We start from the raw sequence: 16,111 nt of genomic DNA, 5'->3' as shown, positions 1-16,111 counted from the left end.
AAGCACGGGGCTTCTCTACGAGACGCTTCGCGAACAGACCCAAATATGTGGTGAGTTTGTAGTAAGCACTTTAGTGCTTCAAAATCCAGGACTAAAGTCCTTACTACGGACTTATTATTTACCTATTTATCCTGAACTACATTGATATAGCCGTAGTCACATAGGTTAGGACATTTTGAAAACGTGAATACTAGGAATAGTAATAGTTTTACCTTCTGCCTCCTGCCTCCTGCCTTCTGCCTTCTGCCTCCTGGTATACCAAATAAAGCCTCTCTGTTCAGGAAAACTTTTCAGACTTACCACGCAAGATACTAAAATTTAATTATCAATGAAAACATAATGTCTGATATTAGCCGTTTTCGTGGGGCTTGGCAAACCCATTAGTTAGATTCCGATTAATCTTTAAACATGATTGTTGACGAAAATCGAGAAGCGTTTATTCCTTATACTCGCAGCGATATTATCAAACTTTGCCTGCAAGACGGTCAGCTAAATTGGGATGATGCCAAAAAATTTCAAGATTTATGCCAAATACTCACTGCATACTATCACTTTCGCTTCCACAAAACCTTAGAAATTATCAAAGATAACTATGTACCCTTTAACCCTAATGAAGATGTTCAACCAATAACTCCACCAACATTCGAGCAATATGATGAAATGGAGCGCCAGGTAATTGATGCCTTTCAGCATATTGTCGAAAGAGCAAATTATATTCCTTTGCCTGAATCGATTGTCAAACGATCAGTGACAACCAAATCTCTAATTGATTTGAAAACTCAAGTGGATTTTGAGGATTTTGACCGCTTTATTTGTTACTACCGGGGTGATAGTTACAAAAAAATCTTTGTAAAAAAGTTCTTCTTTTGGCAAAAAGAAAAGACTATTGATATCTTAGAACGAATTGTTTTATTAGTCAAATTCAAAGAAGCAGCTTACTTTCGTGCAAAGAAGGACAACATCCAAAATTTGAAATTCGTTCCCGGTAAAATGTATGTTTACTGCTACAAAAATATTCCTAAACTAGATATTGACTTACTCTTTCCCAATGTAGAAACGAGTATGACCTGGAAAGATCGCTTACTATTTGGAATCCCTGCTATTGGGGCAGCCATTCCGTTGGTATTAAGGACTTTGCCGAATTTATTATTGCTGGTTGCTGCAATTTTGCTAGTACTAAATGTGTCATTCCTAATTGAATTATTAAATGTAGAGTTGGATCAAGTTAGAAATTTTATGCCAGTTTTGGTGGCAACTTTATCATTAGCTATATCTTTGGGTGGATTTGCTTTTAAGCAATACACTAATTATAAAAATAAAAAAATTAAATTCCAAAAAAAAGTTACAGATACATTATTTTTCCAGAATTTAGCTAACAATACCAGTGTCTTTCAAATGTTTATTGAATTGGCAGAGGAAGAAGAATGTAAGGAAATTATTCTGGCATACTATCACTTACTTACCAGTCCTACACCCTTAAGCCCTGAACAATTAGATTCTCGCATTGAAACTTGGATGGAGAATAAACTAAGCACAAAGATTAATTTTGATATTCAAGGGCCTCTGAGCAATTTAGAAGCTATTCGTGGCCAAATAATTCCAAATAGCGAAATAACAGACAATGTATCAGAAATCGCTTTACTAACATATAATCAGCAGGGAGAGTGTCAAGTTCTCCCCTTGGATGATGCTAAAGCAGTGATTGATTATGTTTGGGATAATGCCTTTCAATATAACGGGATAATTTTGTAGGCAAACGTACTGATGACTCATACCGATTCTATGTGAGGCTGCGCTTTATCTGTACTGAATTTTATTCAAAAATCATTATGTGGTGTTGCCAATATCAATTCTAATATCAAGCCCCACCTAGATGCTTTCGAGGTAGGGCTTTTGCTTTTAGGGACTTCCAAATAAAAAAATATTCAATTAACTCTTGTGAGGTGGGCGACACGAGAACCCAGTCCATAGGGCGGGCAAGATGCCCACCCCACAATATTGGATAATTTATTTCTTGGAGTTCGCTTATCGCTGGAGTCGAGATGCAATCATGCAATCAAGTGCGATGGCGTACACGATCGCAATGGAAAATTTAGCCGAACGTTAAAGCTGGTTCTTCACAGAAGTTAAATAGGGCTGACTCACTTTCTGATTCATCTTCAAATACAGCAGATATGTACCATTCACAGGGCGAATCATTCGTATATTCAGCCCAAGCAATTGTTACTGTTTCACCCGATGGAATCCCTGAATCACTCAAGGTAAATGAAGCCCAATCTTCATCATCGAGAGATACCCACAACTCTGTAATTGCCTGTTCGGTGTCATTGGTAACAGTAAACGTGAATTGATCTGACATAAATAGCCCCTTAGCTATAAATAAATTGCAGGTTGTCAGTCACCGATTATACTGCCACTTTTTTTAACCGTTGTCATCATAACTGCCAGAATATATACTCAGAAGTAGTTTCAAGCCTTTTTTGACTAAATTTAAATTTGTTAAAGAGTATTAAAAATATCACAGGTAAGACGCGATGAATCGCCGTCTCTACAAAAGACCGATTATTTGTAGAGACAGCGATTTATCGCGTCTTTGTCTTAATACAACTCATATTTCATTAACTGACAAGGCAGCGCTCCGTTATACACCGCAATCCGCCGCGATGATTTTAGTCCAATCGATTGAGACAGTTCCTTGTTGCCACTGAGTACAAATGCAGTCCAGCCTTTGAAGCGTTGTTTCAATACATCGCCCAAAAGTTTGTAAAATGACCCTAGATCGCTATCTCGCCCCAGCCGTTCGCCATAAGGTGGATTGCAGAATAAAATCCCACTGTCTGCGGGGGCGACAACATCAGCAAGCTCCATTTGAGAAAACCATACATGGTTATCAACGCCGCAATTTTGAGCATTATTAATCGCTTGCTCAATTATATTTTCATCGCGATCGCTTCCCCAAATAGGTGCGGGAAGGGTATCTAGTTGGCTGTCCTTAGCTTCTTGGAGCAGCTTTTCTAAAAGGGACAAATCAAAATCGAGCCAAGTTTCAAATCCAAAGGACTCACGAAACAGTCCTGGTGCGATATTCAGTGCCTTTAAGCTAGCTTCCAAAGGTAAAGTGCCAGATCCACACAGAGGATCGTAGAACATCTGGTTTGGTTGCCAACCCGAAAGTTGAATCAGGGCAGCAGCGAGAGATTCTTTAAGAGGGGCCGCTCCCACCGCAGGGCGGTAGCCTCGGCGATGCAGACTATTTCCAGAACTGTCGAGTTTGACGGTACAAAAGTCGCGTTCAATATGAACATTAACCCGCACATCTGGTTCATGAAGCTCTACATTTGAACGCTCGCCCAGATTTTCTTGCTGTTGATCAACGATCGCATTTTTGACCTGAAGAGATGTGAAGTGGCTATGGTTGAGGTGCTGGTTTTTGCCCGTGACATTCACCGCCAAGGTCATGTCTGGCGTTAAATAGTTTACCCAATCGATAGTCTGGATACCGCGATAGAGATCCTTGGCATCAAGGCATGGAAACTCATTGATATTCACCAAGATTCGGAAAGGCAGCCTAGCCCAAAGATTGACGCGATAAAGTAAAGTGCGATCGCCCTCAAAGGCTACACCGCAAAAGCCCGGCTCTACGGAATGGGCACCTAGTTGCTCTAACTCCTGAGCCGCGAGGGTTTCTAATCCGCGAGCAACTGTTGCAAAATACTGATTCATCCTCTAATCCAAAGCATTATCTTCACTGCTCACCCATTGACGCACTTTAGCTTAACTTATATCTGGTGACATTCTCTCTCGTGAAGTCTGCAACTATAACCTTAAGTAGGGTAGAGGCAGGAGTTAGGACACGGTAAATATTTTTTGAAAGAGATTATATTTTCTTCAGTTTAAGTACTATCTTAAATCAATTAACCTTGCTAATATCAAGCTGAAATAGTATTTAGCCACTTTCCAATACAACCCATCAATAAAAATAATCAGAGGGAAAAACTATGAATTTAGTATCTGATATTGTTCTGCTGCAAGACTTAACATCGTCATCTAATGAGGGTGTAGTCCAGCTTAAAGCCGTACTTCCTGCGACGGTAAATCGCTTAACCAACCCGAAGTTAGCAAAGATATTTGGTAATGACCTAAAATTTGGTATTGCCTCTTTCAAAGATAAGCCACTTGTGCCTTTTGGGGGTTACGCTGACTATGTATATCAACCAGAAGTCGCTTTGACAAATAATGTCACAACAATTAAAGACAAAATCTTTGGCTTTGAAGCTTTTGGTGGCAATGATGGGCCAGAATCACAATTATTTGCACTCTTGTTCGCAGCTTTAGATAACGGCAGTCTTGGTTTCAGAGTAGGTTCATTTCGTGTTGTGATCATAGCCACCGATAGTATTTATCACGTTGCCGGCGATCGCGCAGCAGTTAGGTCAGATAGTATTGGCAATAATGGAGATGCGATAGCTGATGCTTTTGAAGATTATCCACTGGTCGGACAAGTAAAAACTGCGCTAGAGGCAAATAACATTATTCCAATTTTTCTAACTACGAGTAATGTTGCAGCCAATTACGAGACACTAGTTACCCACCTTGGTCGGGGTGGTGTACTGACTGTTGGTTCTACAAGTGAGAATCTTGCTGATCTCATAAAAGAGGCTGTTGCTCGATCCAGAAATGCCATCGGTACTGATGTCGCTACAACCAAGGGAAACGATACCTTTAGTGGGGCAAATTTTTCGGCTGGCAATAAGGTTATTTTTGCTGGGGATGGTTATGACAGTATTTCGCTTTCTGGTGTTGTTGGTAATCATTACATTGATGGGGGGGCAGGTATTGACACTCTTGTTGGTGGATCTGGTGCAGACATCATAGATGGGGGTAGTGATAACGACAACCTTCTGGGGGGCAACGGTGATGATATTCTTTTTGGCAGTAGTGGAAAAGATATTCTGATCGGCAACACAGGCAATGATTACCTACAGGGAGATAGTGGGGACGACTTACTAACAGGAGGCGCTGGTTCAGATAAGTTCGCATTTGCAACAGGATCAAAGTTTAATATTAGAGAACTCGGAGTTGATACTATTAGTGACTTCATTCTTGAGGAAGACAAGATCCAACTATCTAAATCTACCTTTACTGCTCTAACTAACTCAGTCTTCCCGACTCAATTAAATTCCGCAGACTTTGCCACAGTGACGAACAATACCTTAGCTGTAAGTAGTAGTGCGGTTATTGTTTATAATAGCGCAAATGGTAGTCTCTTTTATAACCCTAATGGTTCGGCGGATGGTTTTGCTGAGATTAATTCTGGAGGTAAATTTGCACAATTGGATGCTACCTCTTTTCCTGCTCTAACTACCGCTAGTTTTGAGGTAGTTTTGTAAGGTTTGTGTCTGATTTTGAGTCCTGCATTTTGTAACTCATCTACCTGAAAACTGCTTTAACAAAAAAAGGAGGCTATCACCAGGAGCAAATTAAACGGTATAGTTTCAAGATGCCTCTGCTTACCTCAATAGATTACTATCTGTTTGAACCATCTTAAAAAGTGAGATATGAATTGAACCGAGATTAATCTATATTTTTCTAAAATCAATCATTGTCTGACGATAAGCATCTGGCAAACCGGTATCAAAACACTTGCCTTTTACAACATATCCTGTCATTCCCTCTTTTTGACGCAATTTTTCTAGACAAGATGTTAACTGAAATTCACCTCGTTCTCGGAAATTTTGGTTGATATGTTCTGCTAGAAAGTCAAAAATTTTCGGCGTTAGTAAATATAAGCCAAATATACCTAAAAAATCATTTTCTGACATTCCCTCTACACGTAAATGCTGTTTTGCATACTCTATAGTCGGTTTTTCATAGAGTTGTGTAACTGACAAAATCGAGTTTAAATCTTGCCAAACTCCTGTTATACATCCAGCTTTATGAATAATTTCTGCTGGCATTGTAGTTAAGCCAATAACGTTTTGATTAACTTGTTCGTAAACATCTAAAACTTGACTAGTACAAGATTTTTCAATATCAGATGCATAAATGTGGTCGCCCAACATCAGCAAAAATGACTCATTTTGTACCCAATCCTTGGCACAAAATACCGCATGACCATAGCCTAATTGTTCCTCTTGTAACAAAATGGTAATTCTGCTACCTAAATCTTCGAGATATCGGCTGTATTCTTGATTTTGTGGTGAAAGTTTTTCTAAAAGTTCTTTTTTGGGTGGGTTTTTCAAGAAATCTGCAAATATTTCTTTGTCATCTGGCTGCACCACAATTCCTACTTCTGTAATTCCAGCACTAATTGCCTCTTCAATAATTGCGAGAATCACAGGTTTTGCCCTACCATCTCGATCGATAATCGGGAAAAGTTCTTTTTTGACAACTTTAGTAGCTGGAAACAAACGAGTACCGAAACCAGCTACCGGAATCACAGCTTTTCTAACTTTATTTTTTTGCATAAACAATTCCTCACCCCAATTTCTCAAACAATTCCGCCAACACCACATTAGAAAACAAAAATCCTTGGGGATCAATCAAACGCAATCTTCCCTCTGTAATTTCTACCCAACCTTTTTCAAAATACAATTGCAAACACCGACAAATCTCCTCCACCTTCGCTTCGCCAAACGCCTCTACCAACGTCGCCAAACTCAAACCCTCTGCCAAACGCAACCCCAACATTAACGTTTCTAACAATACTTCCTTTGGGGGAGTTACATCACAATCAATTACACCGCCAGCTTGTACCCATTGGTAATACTCCTTAGTTTTGCGCGGACGAGTGAAGCGTTTCCCCTCAACATAACTCGCCGCACCCATACCAAAGCCATAATAAGGGCGGTTTTCCCAATACACTCGATTATGCCGACATTGATGGCCAGGTTGAGCATAATTGGAAATTTCATAATGCTCATAACCTGCACTAGTTAAAACCTGCTGACCCATCTGGTACATTTTGACTGTGGCTTCATCAGTGGGTAAAGGAGTATCACCAGGTTTGTAGTAACGACCAAAGGCTGTACCTGGTTCAATAGTGAGATCGTAAATGGAAATGTGAGTGGGTGTTATTGCTACGGCTTTTTCTAGGGAATATTGCCATTGATCCAAAGACTGATGCGGCAACCCAGAAATTAAGTCTAAGCTAAATACGGGAATCTCGACTTGGTGGATTAGTTCCACAGCTGCAAAAATATCTTCAACTGAGTGCGATCGCCCCGCCCTTTGTAATAATTCTTCTTGAAAGGCTTGTACGCCCAAACTTACCCGGTTCACGCCTGCACTGCGATAGCCTGCTATGTGGGCTAAATCAAAGGTACCTGGGTCAATTTCCATAGAAATCTCTGCCCCAGACGCAATCCCAAAATGCTTCTCTAGTTCTGTTACTATCCGTTGTAGCTGCTCTATTGAGAGCAACGAAGGAGTACCACCACCGAAGAAAATTGTCTTCAGAGGTTGACCAAATGCTGGTGTCATGGCAATTTCTTGACATAGCACCTCAACATATTGGGAGATAGTACCAGATGTTTCGCCCCGCAAGCGATCGCCCACAACAGACACCGGGAAATCACAATAAAAACACCGCCGTCTGCAAAAGGGAATATGCACATAAGCAGAACTCGCAATTCCAGAAATACTAAATTTTTTACTCATTTTGAGAAAATTTTTAAGTTAACCCAACTGCGAATTAGAGACAATGAAAATGAGGGAAGAATTCAGGAGTCAGGTGGTCACTGAGCGTAGTCGTTCGCGCAGCGTCTCCGATAGGAGAAGTGATTCAGGAGCCAGAATAATTGTAAAATCAAGCGTGTAATAACTTCTTGATTTTATTAAAATTATTAAGTCTGGGTATCAAGGTCTTCTTAATTCTGACTTCTGGATTCTGAATTCTGACTTCTGAATTCTTACAAAATAATTAGTTTATTTACAAGTTTTTGTCGTTTTACAACAAAACAATGAAAAATATTAAGATAAAAGCCTTTGGTTATAATAATTGCAGATATTGTCAGCCTAAACCCTTAGTGTAAGTCAATATTGATTAGTTTATCTTACCGATGAAATAAAAAATACTTAACTTTATCGGTTAACACAGTTGCAGGAAAACAAGACAACCATGCTTGACGCCATTATTATTTTCTCATTTATCCTAGCAGCGTCGGGAATAGGGTTCTACAGCATTGAACTACTACCCAATGGGGCACTAGATCAGGTAACGAATCTAGAAGCTCTACGCTTAGTTGTTGCCGTCTTTGCCGCTATTATTGGTGGTGCGATCGGGCTGAGTTTCCAGACGACATATCGTCGCCTAGAATCACAAGTCAAAGAAATGCCTCTAGAAGTGATTTTAACTCGTGCGATCGGCTTAGTGATTGGGCTATTACTAGCCAACCTGATGCTAGCCCCATTATTTTTGCTCCCTATCCCGGCGGATTTTGGATTTATTAAGCCATTGGTGGCAGTTGTTGGTAGTATTATCCTCTCCGTCACTGGCATGAATTTGGCAGATACCCACGGGCGAGGCTTATTGCGATTCATTAATCCCAACACTGTTGAATCGATGGTAGTGGAAGGAACATTAAAACCAGCCAATACCAAAGTTCTAGATACTAGCTGTATTATTGATGGTCGTATTGAAGCCTTACTAGAAACAGGGTTTCTGGAAGGGCAAATTCTCGTACCGCAATTTGTCTTGCAAGAACTCCAACAAGTAGCGGATGCTAGCAAAGATCAAAAGCGGGTACGGGGAAGGAGAGGACTAGAAATTCTCAACCGTATCAAGGAAGATTATCCTGATCGCATCCTGATTAATACAGTTGACTACGAAGATATTCCCACAGTGGATGCGAAGTTAGTACGCTTTGCCCAAGAAATCAGCGGTACATTGCTAACCAACGACTACAACTTGTCTAAAGTTGCCAGTGTTCAGAAAGTACCTGTTTTGAATGTGAATGATTTAGTGAATGCCGTCCGTCCCAGTTATTTACCTGGCGACAACCTGGATTTAAAAATTCTCAAGGAAGGCAAAGAACCCAGTCAAGGCATTGGCTACCTAGATGACGGCACAATGGTAGTTGTTGAAGAAGGTAGCAGTTATGTGGGTGGTGAACTACGAGTAGTAGTTACCAGTGCTTTACAAACTACAGCAGGAAGAATGATTTTTGCCAAACCCCAAGCTTCAGCATTGGCGTGAAACAATGGGATGTTTGTTCAATTCGAGTGATACTTGGTAATCGGTGCAGGTTAACTGCACCGATTATTTATTGATTGGACTCACTTGCCTGTAAATACTGTAACTGCTCAATTGATAACCCTGTGACTCTGCCTATCTGTTCTAATGGCATACCAGTACTAAATAGATTTCTTGCCACTTCGAGTAACGCTTCAGCCTTACCTTCAGCCTTACCTTCAGCCTTACCTTCAGCCTTGCCTTCAGCCTTACCTTCAGCCCTACCTTCAGCCCTACCTTCAGCCTTACCTTCAGCCTTGCCTTCTTGTAGAATGTCTTGATAAATCGCTGACTCGCGCATAATATCTGACCTCAAAACTCGTTTAATAACCTCTTTATCTAATACTAAACCAGCTAAAATGGCTGTAGAAGCAGCAATATTACTTTGAGCTCTTAATTCTGTAATACCGTTAATTTCCCGTGCCACTTCATTAAGTATAACTTCTGGATCAATTGTACTGCTTAACACAGCCAATGGTAAAAGTCCAGGTGTTCTCAAAAATACTGCTGTCGGTTGTTCCCAAAGTCTGATAACTGCAAATTCATGTCGTGTCCCAGCAATTGTAAATGTATTTTGTTGCACCAAATTTGAATTTGTCTGCTTGAGGTAAATTACGACTTGATGCATTGCTTTGTCTGGAAAGCGGCGATATACTCGCAATCGATAGTCAATCATCCGAAAAGGAATTTCCGCATCGACTTGGGTTTGAAATTCCAAATGCAATATGCTTTGCTCCGACTGCAACAGAATTAGAGCATCAGCCCGAATGGGTTCGAGAGATAATTCTTTTGGACTTAGTTCTGTTAAATTAATAGATTCGCCTAATAACCATGTAGCGAAATCACTGGAGAAGTTCTCAACTAAGAATTTGCAGATATTGTCAAACATCTGAATTAGTGTAGTTGCTACAGATGGGTTCGCATATTGCTAGGAACCTATTGAACAGATTGACTGTATATTGTGTACGACTATATGTCTATAATTCCATCAAACTCAAGTTTGCGGCTACACAAACAGAGTAATAGATTAATAGTTATACAAACATCATATAACTAAAAGTGACTTTTGTTTTAGGGCTGATTTGTTAATTGCGTACATGCCTCGTTTAGCAGCATCATTTTTTTTGAATTTCTACAGCTTAAAGGTGCTAAGAGTGCAAAAGCGTTAATCCCAAAATATACGGTTGCAGTATTGATTATTCCTATACCAAAACCTGCAACCTTTCTTGATATGGTAGACCACTACGAACAGCTACTATATATTTTGTAAATCGGACAGGATGCCTAACATACAATAATAGTGCTATGCCTTTGTAGTTAAAAATTTTAATAAACCACGAAGGCTTAAAAAAATCACAAAGCCGACTTTTGCAACACAACCGTATTTGATGGCTAAATCAATTGTTTCAACAAAACGGCTCGGTAGCCAGTTAATCCACTGGTTGCTTGAAGAAGACCAACGACGAGAGAAAGAAGGCCCTTACCGGAAAGAAGAACCACATCGCCAGCATTCTTGGTGGCAGGTGATGTGCTTGACTGGTGTAGATTATTTCTCGACCCTTGGCTATCAACCAGGGATTGCAGCACTAGCGGCTGGCGCTCTTTCTCCTATAGCTACCCTGGTTCTGGTTTTGCTGACGCTCTTTGGAGCGTTGCCAATTTATCGGCGCATTGCTGCCGAAAGCCCTTATGGTGAAGGGTCGATCGCAATGTTAGAGCGTTTACTTTCCTGGTGGCAAGGCAAATTACTTGTACTGTGCTTACTTGGCTTTGTGGCAACTGACTTTATTATTACCATTACCTTGTCAGCAGCTGATGCCACAGCCCATATCATCGAAAATCCGCTGACACCAATTTGGCTTCACAATCAGCCGATCGCAGTTACCCTGATATTAGTTGCATTACTAGGTGCAGTTTTCTTGAGAGGTTTCCGAGAAGCCATTGGGATTGCAGTAGTTTTGGTGGGAGCTTATCTGCTGTTAAACTTCCTTGTCGTTGGTGTCGGTCTGTACCAAATATCAACTCACACAGAAGCGATCGCTAACTGGCAAACTGCACTTTTTGCACGCCATTCCAATCCTTTGATCCTAATCGGTATCGCTCTCCTCATCTTCCCCAAACTCGCACTGGGATTGTCAGGTTTTGAGACTGGTGTTACCGTTATGCCTCTAGTTAAAGGTAGCAGTAACAGCACTCCGCAACATCCCAAAGGGCGGATTCGGAATACACGCAAGCTGCTCACCACTGCTGCTCTGATTATGAGCTTCTTTCTGCTTACCACCAGCTTTATAACCACTCTACTGATTCCAACCGCAGAATTTGCATCGGGGGGCAAAGCCAACGGACGGGCCCTTGCTTATTTAGCACATTTGTATTTAGGCAATGGCTTTGGCACAATTTACGATTTAAGTACTATTTCTATTTTGTGGTTTGCAGGTGCATCTGCAATGGCAGGGCTGTTGAATATCGTGCCTCGCTACCTACCGCGCTATGGTATGGCACCCAATTGGGCACGGGCAACGCGACCTTTGGTGTTAGTCTACACAGCGATCGCTTTTGTTGTCACAATTATCTTCAAAGCAAGTGTAGAAGCCCAAGGTGGGGCTTACGCAACTGGTGTGCTGGTGTTAATTACCTCAGCCGCCTTTGCTGTAACCTTGTCAGCCCATCGCCACAGACAGAAGCGGGCCAGACTCGTTTTTGGCATCATTACACTGTTATTTTTATATACCACCATTGTCAATATCATCGAAAGACCAGAAGGCATTAGGATTGCTGGGTTCTTTATCGGTGCGATCATTTTTACCTCGCTGGTTTCTCGTGTTTGGCGTTCAACGGAACTCCGAGCAGAGCGAATTGAAGTTGACGAACTTGCTAGCCAATTCCTTGCCCAAGATAGCCAGGGAACAATACGACTGATTGCAAATCGATTGAATACAGGCGATGTTCTAGAGTATTTTATGAAAGAGAAAGAGGTACGCGAAGACAACCATATTCCAGCCAACGATCCAATTCTGTTTTTAGAAATTCATGTATCCGATGCTTCGGAATTTGCGGATGTGATCGTAGTAAAAGGGGTGCAAGTTGGTGACTATCGCATCCTCCGGGCTGAAAGTGCAGCAGTACCGAATGCGATCGCAGCTTTACTACTTTACATTCGCGACCAAACAGGTAAGATTCCCCATGCTTACTTCGGCTGGGCTGAGGGAAATCCCATACAATACCTATTGCGTTTTATCTTGTTTGGCGAAGGTGACATTGCTGTAGTTACCCGTGAAGTACTGCGTAGGGCTGAAAAGAATCCCCACATACGACCTGCTATTCATGTTGGGGGTTGATTTAGGAGTAATGAGTAATGAGTAATGAGTAATGAGTAATGAGTTTAATTTTCTGCGTAAGTTCCCTAAGTCTATAAGATTTAAGAGTGCTGTTAGCGATAGCGGGGCGTTGAGTCAGTACTGAGTGCGATATATTACTTTTTGTGCTCAGAAATCGTTACTCAGCACTCAGCACTATTTCGCCGCTCAATACCTCAAGTTGGAAGAAATTGCTTTAAAATTTATGTAAATATGAGCCGCTCAATCTGAGATTAACTTTAAAATTACTTAACTTTTTAGAATGCCAGACGCGGAAAAGTTCCACAACCAGCTGGCTAATCACAAGCTGCTGCATCGGCAAGTTAGTAAAAAGGCAAAATCTTCGCTAGTCGCCAGTCAAGAAGAAGGAATGGTGCTTCAGTTGGCTGATGGCACTATCCAGGCTTGTAATGCTGCTAGCGATCGCATTTTGGGACTGAGCGCAGAACAGCTTGTGGGGCAAAATTTGCTCGATCCCAAGTGGCAATTTATTCATGAAGATGGGTCTCCCTTACTCAATAAAATCCACCCTACGAGTGTTACTCAAAATACAGGTAAGCCTTGCTTAAATGTAGTGTGTGGCTTTTATAAGCCAAATGGTGAGCTAGTCTGGCTGTTGTTGTCCTCCCAACCTCTGTTTCAAAGTGAAGGAAGCAATCTGTATGCGATCGTGACAACTTTTTCGGATATTACGGCATCTAAGCACACCCAGTTTGAGGATGACTGTAGTTGTGAACAAAATACTCAACAAGTTGATGCAGATGAATTTCAGACATTGTGGGATAGTCAACGTCTGTTTCAACAAATTGCTGGCACTCTTCCGGGAATACTCTACATTTATGACCTAATTGAGCAGCGAAATGCTTACGTTAATTACGAAATTGCTCAAGGTTGGGGCTACACACCAGCAGAAATCCAGGCAATGGGAAAGGAATTATTTACTCAACTTCTACACCCTGAAGATTTGGCTCGAATCCCTAGCTATTTTGAAAAATTTAATTCTACTCATCAGGGCGAAGTTCTCAGCTTTGAATACCGAATTCTACACGCTAATGGAGAGTGGCGCTGGTTTTGTAGCTATGACACTGTGTACAGCAGAACTGTTGATGGATTGCCGCAATATCTTTTGGGGATCGCTTTTGATATTACAGAGCGACGACACATAGAAATTTCCTTGCGGCAAAGTAATGAAAGGTTTGAGCTAGCAACGGCGGCAGTTAATTGCCTAATCTATGACTGGGAGATTGGCAGAAATACTGTGGAAAGAACTCAAGGTCTAACCCAGGTTTTTGGCTACACCCAACAAGAAACGGAACCTACCTTCCAGTGGTGGCAAGAACGCATCCATCCCGATGACCAACAAAGAATTAACGACCAATTCATGGCTAGTATGGCCAATGGAAACCGTTATCGCATCGAATATCGAGTGCGTCACCAGGATGGCCGCTATTTGTGGGTGGTAGATCAGGGGTTTGCTGTCCGGGATGCAAATGGTCAGGTAGTTAGGGTAGTTGGTGCGAGTACTGATATTACCGAACAGCAAGCTGCTCTATGGGAACGTCAAAAAATTGAAACAAATCTGCGCGAGAGTGAAGAACGGATTCGGTTGGCCACTAATGCCGCTGAAATGGGTATGTGGTTTTGGGATATCACTACTAACGAGGTAATTTGGACAGAGAAATGTTATCAACTGTTTGGAGTGTCCCCAGAAGCCGAAATCAACTTTGAGATTTTTCTCAACTGTGTACATCCTGAAGACCGCCAATACATTCAGGAAGCGATCGCCCGCTCTGTGGAGGAAAATGTTGAGTGTGATATTGAATACCGCATCCCTTGGTCTGATGGTAGTATTCATTGGATTGCTGCTAAAGGTCGCGTCTTTTATGATGCTGAGGGTAAGCCAGTACGAATGATGGGTACTACCCAGGATATTACCCAACGCAAACAGGTAGAAAATGATTTACGCCAGCGCGAAACTCAATTAAGGCGGTTAGTTGATTCCAACATTATTGGCATTATGTTCGCCACTCCTGATTACATTACTGAGGCGAACGAGGCTTTTTTAGAAATGCTGGGTTATACGCGAGAGGAGCTTTTAGCAGGTAAGATATACAGAAAACACATCACCCCACCTGAATATCATGATCTTGATCGGCAGGGACTAGAACAACTTTTAACGGTTGGGATATGTACTCCCTTTGAAAAAGAATACATTCGTAAGGATGGTTCCCGCATTCCCATACTAATTGGTGGTGCTTTGGTGGAGAGAGATCCTGCATCTTGGATCTGTTTTATTCTAGACCTAACCCCCAGGAAGCAATTAGAAAAGGCACTTAGACAACAAGCAGAGGAACTCAAACAGGCAAACCGGAATAAAGATGAATTTCTCGCTATTCTCTCCCACGAATTGCGATCGCCCCTCAATCCGATTTTAGGGTGGTCATCGCTACTCAAAAGCCGCAAATTTGATGAAGTGACTACAAGTCGTGCCTTAGAAACCATCGAAAGAAATGCTCAATTGCAGATTCAATTAATTGATGAGTTGCTAGATGTCTCCCGAATTATTCGCGGTAAGTTGAACCTGACTTTTGCCACTGTTAACTTAGTAGCTGTAATTGATGCTGCATTAGAAACAGTCCGGTTACTTGCCGAAACTAAATCTATCCAGATTAAAGTACAGGTTGACCCCAAGGTTGGTAAAGTGTTAGGCGATTATAATCGCTTACAGCAAGTTGTAGGGAATTTACTCTCAAATGCAGTCAAGTTTACTCCCTCTCGTGGTTCAGTGGAAATCAGTTTATCATTGAGTCGTGAATTAACTTTCCACTCTGCACTAATTCAAGTTAAAGATACAGGTCAAGGTATTTCCCCTGAGTTTCTACCCCACGTATTTGAATATTTTCGTCAAGCCGATAGCAGCACAACCAGGACATTCGGCGGACTGGGACTGGGATTAGCAATAGTTCGTCACTTAGTAGAGTTGCATGGTGGGACTGTAAAAGCAGCTAGCCCAGGAATTGGACAGGGAGCAGTTTTTACTGTCAGACTGCCCGTGATGAAGGAGAGTGACGGTGCAGAGAAAGCAGGAGGAGCAGGGGAGAAATTTAACTCTTCAGTTCTGCGTGGACTACGGGTATTAATTGTCGATGATGATGTTGACACACGGGAGTTTCTGCACTTCTTGCTACAACAGAATGGGGCGTTGATAACTGCCGCAGCATCGGTAAAAGAGGCGCTTAAATTTATTGCACAGGCTGTACCTAATTTATTAATCAGTGATTTAGGAATGCCAGAAATAGATGGCTATAGCTTGATTAAGATGCTTAGAGCTATGCCCAAAGAGGAGGGCGGGGAAATTCCGGCGATCGCTCTTACCGCCTATGCTGGAGAAAGCGATCGCGATCGAGTTTTAGCGGCTGGTTTTCAGAAACACATTGCCAAACCAGTACAACCAACTGAATTACTCACCTCAATTGCAGATTTACTAGGGCAAAATCATGGCTAAAACTTAACCAGCAAAATC

The 16,111-nt window shown here is 41.6% G+C and carries 11 protein-coding genes; 6 read left to right on the top strand and 5 right to left on the bottom strand.

What is annotated here, in order from left to right; translation table 11 throughout:
* Positions 1–408: 408 nt before the first annotated feature.
* Both RMX69_RS22030 and RMX69_RS22025 read left to right on the top strand, forming a co-directional pair.
* Positions 409–1,752 (top strand): TMEM143 family protein, encoded by a 1,344-nt coding sequence (locus RMX69_RS22030; RefSeq protein ID WP_322638712.1) that lies wholly within the window; start codon positions 409–411, stop codon positions 1,750–1,752.
* A 229-nt stretch (positions 1,753–1,981) separates the two neighbouring features.
* On the top strand, positions 1,982–2,107 hold the full coding sequence (locus RMX69_RS22025; RefSeq protein ID WP_289797322.1) for a hypothetical protein: 126 nt from the start codon (positions 1,982–1,984) through the stop codon (positions 2,105–2,107).
* Here RMX69_RS22025 and RMX69_RS22020 read toward each other — a convergent pair.
* Positions 2,093–2,359, bottom strand: coding sequence for a hypothetical protein (locus RMX69_RS22020; protein ID WP_069072185.1), 267 nt, complete (start codon positions 2,357–2,359; stop codon positions 2,093–2,095). The two genes, RMX69_RS22025 and RMX69_RS22020, sit on opposite strands and share 15 nt — an antisense overlap.
* 239 nt (positions 2,360–2,598) lie before the next feature.
* Positions 2,599–3,723, bottom strand: a complete 1,125-nt coding sequence (locus tag RMX69_RS22015; RefSeq protein ID WP_322638711.1) for a THUMP domain-containing class I SAM-dependent RNA methyltransferase — start codon at positions 3,721–3,723, stop codon at positions 2,599–2,601.
* Positions 3,724–3,998: 275 nt separating this feature from the next.
* Between RMX69_RS22015 and RMX69_RS22010 the strand changes: the two genes are divergently transcribed.
* Positions 3,999–5,390 (top strand): hypothetical protein, encoded by a 1,392-nt coding sequence (locus RMX69_RS22010; RefSeq protein ID WP_322638710.1) that lies wholly within the window; start codon positions 3,999–4,001, stop codon positions 5,388–5,390.
* 189 nt (positions 5,391–5,579) lie between these two features.
* Here RMX69_RS22010 and RMX69_RS22005 read toward each other — a convergent pair whose 3' ends face one another.
* Positions 5,580–6,467, bottom strand: coding sequence for a UTP--glucose-1-phosphate uridylyltransferase (locus tag RMX69_RS22005; RefSeq protein ID WP_322638709.1), 888 nt, complete (start codon positions 6,465–6,467; stop codon positions 5,580–5,582).
* Between the two features lie 10 nt (positions 6,468–6,477).
* On the bottom strand, positions 6,478–7,659 hold the full coding sequence (gene hemW / locus RMX69_RS22000; protein WP_322638708.1) for a radical SAM family heme chaperone HemW: 1,182 nt from the start codon (positions 7,657–7,659) through the stop codon (positions 6,478–6,480).
* Between the two features lie 460 nt (positions 7,660–8,119).
* Between hemW and RMX69_RS21995 the strand changes: the two genes are divergently transcribed.
* Positions 8,120–9,196, top strand: coding sequence for a PIN/TRAM domain-containing protein (locus RMX69_RS21995; RefSeq protein ID WP_289797317.1), 1,077 nt, complete (start codon positions 8,120–8,122; stop codon positions 9,194–9,196).
* A gap of 67 nt (positions 9,197–9,263) precedes the next feature.
* Here the strand turns inward: RMX69_RS21995 and RMX69_RS21990 are convergent, their stop codons facing one another.
* Positions 9,264–10,121 carry an Rpn family recombination-promoting nuclease/putative transposase gene (locus tag RMX69_RS21990; protein ID WP_289797316.1) on the bottom strand — a complete coding sequence of 286 codons (858 nt, stop codon included), beginning with the start codon at positions 10,119–10,121 and terminating at the stop codon, positions 9,264–9,266.
* Positions 10,122–10,620: 499 nt separating this feature from the next.
* Here RMX69_RS21990 and RMX69_RS21985 point away from each other — a divergent pair, with 499 nt between their 5' ends.
* Positions 10,621–12,570, top strand: a complete 1,950-nt coding sequence (locus RMX69_RS21985) for an amino acid transporter (protein WP_322638707.1) — start codon at positions 10,621–10,623, stop codon at positions 12,568–12,570.
* A 280-nt stretch (positions 12,571–12,850) separates the two neighbouring features.
* Positions 12,851–16,093 (top strand): PAS domain-containing protein, encoded by a 3,243-nt coding sequence (locus RMX69_RS21980; RefSeq protein WP_322638706.1) that lies wholly within the window; start codon positions 12,851–12,853, stop codon positions 16,091–16,093.
* The last annotated feature ends 18 nt before the right edge of the window (positions 16,094–16,111 follow it).

The sequence above is a fragment of the Nostoc sp. EspVER01 genome, assembly GCF_034530635.1.
In the GTDB taxonomy this organism is placed as follows: domain Bacteria; phylum Cyanobacteriota; class Cyanobacteriia; order Cyanobacteriales; family Nostocaceae; genus Nostoc.
This window is presented reverse-complemented; position numbering and strand designations above follow the sequence as displayed.

Excerpts from the sequence above, each read along its gene's own strand:
- RMX69_RS21995 (WP_289797317.1), top strand. The coding sequence starts at position 8,120 with ATGCTTGACGCCATTATTATTTTCTCATTTATCCTAGCAGCGTCGGGA.
- RMX69_RS21985 (WP_322638707.1), top strand. The coding sequence starts at position 10,621 with ATGGCTAAATCAATTGTTTCAACAAAACGGCTCGGTAGCCAGTTAATC.
- hemW (WP_322638708.1), bottom strand. The coding sequence starts at position 7,659 with ATGAGTAAAAAATTTAGTATTTCTGGAATTGCGAGTTCTGCTTATGTG.
- RMX69_RS22015 (WP_322638711.1), bottom strand. The coding sequence starts at position 3,723 with ATGAATCAGTATTTTGCAACAGTTGCTCGCGGATTAGAAACCCTCGCG.
- RMX69_RS22025 (WP_289797322.1), top strand. The coding sequence starts at position 1,982 with ATGCCCACCCCACAATATTGGATAATTTATTTCTTGGAGTTCGCTTAT.
- RMX69_RS22020 (WP_069072185.1), bottom strand. The coding sequence starts at position 2,359 with ATGTCAGATCAATTCACGTTTACTGTTACCAATGACACCGAACAGGCA.
- RMX69_RS22005 (WP_322638709.1), bottom strand. The coding sequence starts at position 6,467 with ATGCAAAAAAATAAAGTTAGAAAAGCTGTGATTCCGGTAGCTGGTTTC.
- RMX69_RS21980 (WP_322638706.1), top strand. The coding sequence starts at position 12,851 with ATGCCAGACGCGGAAAAGTTCCACAACCAGCTGGCTAATCACAAGCTG.
- RMX69_RS22010 (WP_322638710.1), top strand. The coding sequence starts at position 3,999 with ATGAATTTAGTATCTGATATTGTTCTGCTGCAAGACTTAACATCGTCA.
- RMX69_RS21990 (WP_289797316.1), bottom strand. The coding sequence starts at position 10,121 with ATGTTTGACAATATCTGCAAATTCTTAGTTGAGAACTTCTCCAGTGAT.
- RMX69_RS22030 (WP_322638712.1), top strand. The coding sequence starts at position 409 with ATGATTGTTGACGAAAATCGAGAAGCGTTTATTCCTTATACTCGCAGC.